Genomic DNA, 4,094 nt, shown 5'->3' on the forward strand with positions numbered 1-4,094 from the left:
GCTTCGGGCTCGGCCTCTGCCTTGGTTTCGGTCAGCTCCGCTTCGGGCTCGGCCTCTGCCTTGGCTTCGGTCGGCTCCGTTTCCGTCTTCGGCTCCGGCTCGGGCTCGGCCTGTGCCGTCGGCTCCGGCTCGGGCTCTGTCGCGTTCGCCGTCTCGGTCGGCGTCGGCTCGGTCTTCGTTCCGGAGTCGGCCGTGGCCCCGGTCGGCTCAGCCGCGGCCGTGGCCGGCTCCTCTTCCGTGCCCGGCTCCTCCGGCGTCGGCGCCGGCTCCGGGGTCAGGTCGATGACCAGTTCCGGTTCCGGGGTGCGGTCGGTGGGCTGCCTGGGGACCGTGATGCTGTCGAAGGCTGCCGAGACCAGATCGTGTTCGTCGGGGGACGACGTGCGGGGCTCGGGGACCTGGGCGGTCGGGGCCGGGTCGGTGGTCGTCGGCTCCGGTTCCCGCGACGGACCTCGGTCCGCACCCTCTGCTTCGGCGGTGCGCGCCTTGCGCCCCCGGCCGAATGCGTTCCGCAGGAGAGTGAGAATGCCCATGTGCGCAACCCTTTGCGTGAGTTGGTACCCGTTAATCCCTGGCCAGGACGGACACGTAAGGTTAGCGGCCCCGGGTTGCTTTTCGGTCTCTGGTCGAGCCGAGAAGCGTGACGTCGGCGCCGTCGACGCCCGCCGTCCGGCAGTCGGGCGCCACGCCGGCCCGGGCGGGCAGCGGTACCGCGCACCAGGTGCCCGGTCCGCTTCCGGGTGGACCGGTCACCCGGCCGAGCCTACGGGGGTGGCGTCCACCCGGGCCAGGAATCCCCCCAGTACCCCGTTGAACTCCTCCGGCCGCTCCAGGTTCGGCATGTGGGCGGCGCCCTCGGACACGTGCAGTGCGGAGTCGGGCAGCAGCGCGTGCATGTCCTCCGCGTCGGCGACCGGTGTGAAGGTGTCGTCGGCGCCCACCACGACCAGCGCCGGCACCGTGACCCGGGTCAGCAGCGGACGGTAGTCGGGGCGTTCGGCGCGGCCGCGCAGGGCCGCCGCGGCGCCCTCCGGCGAGGTGGCCGTCATCATGCGGTGCACATGGGCCTTGACGCCGGGATCGGCGTAGGGGGCGACCATCCGCTCCAGCACCTCGTCGGCGTAGCCGCGCATGCCCTCGGCGAGCAGCCGGGCGGCCAGCGCGCTCCGGCCCCGTCTGCCCTCGGGGGTCTCGGGGGCGGGGAAGGTGTCCGCGAGGACCAGGCCGCGTACGCGGGCGCCGAAGCGGTCGTAGCACTCCATGGCGATCTGGCCGCCCATCGACAGCCCGGCCAGCACGAAGGTGCCCACCCCCAGGTGGTCGAGCAGTTCCTCGATGTCACGGGCATGGCGGGAGAGCGGGACGGTGCCGGGGGTCACCGGGGAGGCGCCGTAGCCGCGCAGATCGGGGGCGACCACCCGGCGACCGGTGCAGAACGCGGCGAGCTGCGGCGCCCACATCGTGCGGTCGAAGGGGTGGCCGTGGACGAGGACGAGCGGGGTCCGGGCGGACGGTCCGGGGTTTTTGTCATCGTATGCGAGGAAGGGGGGCATGTGATCGACCCTAGGGTCGGCGCTCTGCTCGGTGCAATAGAATCTTTGCCCTCGGTGCAATCCAACGCGTGCCGTGGCAGGAGGACTTGTGGGGGACTACCGGCGCATCGCCGACCGGATCGCCGGTGACATCGGGTCCGGGCGGCTCCGCCCGGGGCAACGGCTGCCGCCGCAGCGGGCGTTCGCCAGGCGGCACGGGATCGCGGCCTCCACCGCGGGCCGGGTGTACGCCGAACTCGTGCGCCGGGGCCTGGTGGTGGGCGAGGTCGGGCGCGGCACCTTCGTGCGGGCCACCGAGCCGGACGCGCAGCCGGGGCGGGCGCTGACCGAGGCGGCGGCCGGCCCGCCGGTGAACCTGGAGCTGAACTACCCGTCCGCGCCCGGCCAGCCCGAGCTGCTCGCCCCCGCGCTCGCGTCGCTGCTGCGGCCGGACGCGCTGACCGGGGCGCTGCGGCCCGCCGCGGCCGCCGGCACGCGAGCGGCGCGGGAGGCGATCGGCGCACTGCTGGCCACGGACGGCTGGCGACCCGACCCGGCGGGGCTGCTCTTCACCGGAAACGCCCGCCAGGCCATCGCCGCCACCCTCGCCTCCCTGGTCCGGCCGGGTGGCCGGGTCGGTGTGGAGCCGCTGACGTATCCGCTGGTCAAGGAGATCGCGGCGCGGCTCGGTTGTGTCCTCGTCCCGCTCGAGGCCGACGGCGGCGGGCCGCTCGCCGAGTCGGTCGCGGCGGCCCACCGCGCCGCCCCGCTCTCCGCCCTCTACCTCCAGCCCACCCTGCACAACCCGACCGCGCTGACCATGGACGCCGAGCGCCTGGCGCGGGTGGCCGATGTCGTCCACAGCCTGGGGATACCGGTCGTGGAGGACCGGATCTGGTCCTTCCTGCGGCCGGCCGGGCCGCCGCCGCTCGCCGCGTTCGCCCCCGACCTCGTGCACCTGGTCGACGGGCTGTCCAAGCGGGTCGCTCCGGGGCTCACCGCGGGGTTCGTCTCCGTGCCGGCCGGGCGGGCCGGGGCGGTGGCCCGCGCCATCAGGTCCGGGGGCTGGAGCGCCGGCTCCTTCGCGCTGGAGGCGGCCGTGCGATGGACCGGTGACGGGACCGTGGCGCGGCTGGTCGCCGCCAAGCGGCGGGACGCCGCGCGCCGGCAGCGGCTGGTCGCCGACGAACTGGCGGGCTTCGACGTACGGTCCGACCCGGCCGCCTACTTCGCCTGGTGGCGGCTGCCCCCGCCCTGGCGGGCGGACACCTTCACCGCGGCGGCGCGGGAGCACGGCATCGCGGTGACCGCGGGGACGGCCTTCCGGGTGGATCCGAGCCGTACGACGGACGCGGTCAGACTCGGGCTCGGGTCGGCTCCTGAGCCTGAGCTCGCGCGGGCCCTGCGGACCCTCGCCGGCGTCGCGCGGGGCGGGCCGGCCGCAGCCTGCGGCTGAGCAGGGCGGTGAGGGCCACCACCAGACCGAGGCCCATCAGCAGCCAGGAGGCCGTGCGCAGGGTGCCGGTCAGGGCGTCGTAGACCGCTCCCGCGGCCGGGTGGGACACGCCCTCGGCCAGGCCGTCGAGGGTGAGGCCGCGACCGACGACGAGGGCGAGGTCGAGCAGCCCGCCGCCCAGCGCCGTGCCGAGCGCGGTCGCCACGACCGCCCGCCGGCGGTGGACGGCCAGGGCGATACCGGCGACCGCGAAGACCAGGGCCGCGACCGGGCACCAGAAACCGGCGACTTCGAGCACGTGGAATCCCTTCCGCAGCGGGGCCACCTCGTGCGCCGCCAGCACGGGCACCGCGGTGTGCTTCACCGGGATGCGCGCGGCCAGCGCGATGTGGTCGTCGGTGAGCTGCTGCTTGACCTGGGCGGTGACGGGGGCGAGGTCGACGGTGACCGGGCCCTCGCCCGTGCCACCGCCGGTTGCGTCCTCGCGCAGGGCGCGCAGGACCGCGTCGTGGGTGACCCGGTTGCCGGTGTCCCAGGCCGTCCGGAAGGCCCTGGTCTGGGTGAAGGAGCGCACCGCCTCGTGGACGAACGGGGCGACCGACCCCTGCAGCGGGCGGACGTGCATCCGCTGGTCCACCTCGCGCAGGATGCCGTCCCCGACGGTCTCCGCGACGGCTTCCCGCACGTCGGGGTCGGCGGCGAGCGGGGCCATCGCGGTGACGTACCTGCCGGTGTCGGCGAGTCCGTACGCCGCCCAGGCCGCCAGCGCGCCGAACGGCACGAGGAGGCAGGACACGGCGATCAGGGCGGCCGACAGGGCGCTCCTGAGGCGTGGGGGCACCCTTCAAGGCAAGAGCCGCGCGCCCCGGTGCGCGAGCGGGGCGCCCGCATTCGGGGGACGGAGCGCGGCCGAACGGCCCACACCGGACCACCTCCCGGGCCGCCCTCCACCGGAACCCGGGATCCGCCCTCCGGTGGAGGGTTCACCCGAACGGGTGTTTCCTGGGTTGGGGTGGCGCCGGGACGTGGGAAGGCGGGCCCGGCGACCGGTGAGGAAGGGATGCACAGGGGAGTGAGTGGGCCCCGGCCGGAGGACCGGCCGGGGC

At 75.5% G+C, this 4,094-nt stretch carries 3 protein-coding genes and 1 pseudogene; 1 reads left to right on the plus strand and 3 read right to left on the minus strand.

Annotated features, from left to right (window positions below):
- A pseudogene (locus tag MXD57_RS31050) lies at positions 1-533 on the minus strand (VWA domain-containing protein); the annotation flags it as partial.
- A 216-nt stretch (positions 534-749) separates the two neighbouring features.
- Positions 750-1,553, minus strand: a complete 804-nt coding sequence (locus MXD57_RS31055; protein WP_250405552.1) for an alpha/beta fold hydrolase — start codon at positions 1,551-1,553, stop codon at positions 750-752.
- Positions 1,554-1,641: 88 nt separating this feature from the next.
- On the opposite strand from MXD57_RS31055, the gene MXD57_RS31060 reads away from it, so the two are divergent.
- Positions 1,642-2,988: an aminotransferase-like domain-containing protein gene (locus tag MXD57_RS31060; protein ID WP_250405554.1), complete on the plus strand. Its 1,347-nt coding sequence runs from the start codon at positions 1,642-1,644 to the stop codon at positions 2,986-2,988.
- Here MXD57_RS31060 and MXD57_RS31065 read toward each other — a convergent pair.
- Complete coding sequence (locus tag MXD57_RS31065; RefSeq protein WP_250405553.1) at positions 2,888-3,829, minus strand: hypothetical protein; 942 nt, start codon at positions 3,827-3,829, stop codon at positions 2,888-2,890. The genes MXD57_RS31060 and MXD57_RS31065 overlap by 101 nt on opposite strands.
- Positions 3,830-4,094 lie beyond the last annotated feature (265 nt).

Origin of the sequence: Streptomyces cellostaticus, from assembly GCF_023630175.1 — a bacterium.
GTDB classification, from domain to species: domain Bacteria; phylum Actinomycetota; class Actinomycetes; order Streptomycetales; family Streptomycetaceae; genus Streptomyces; species Streptomyces cellostaticus_A.

What these genes read in the sequence shown, in the direction of transcription:
- MXD57_RS31055 (WP_250405552.1), bottom strand. Translation starts at nt 1,553, where the DNA reads ATGCCCCCCTTCCTCGCATACGATGACAAAAACCCCGGACCGTCCGCC.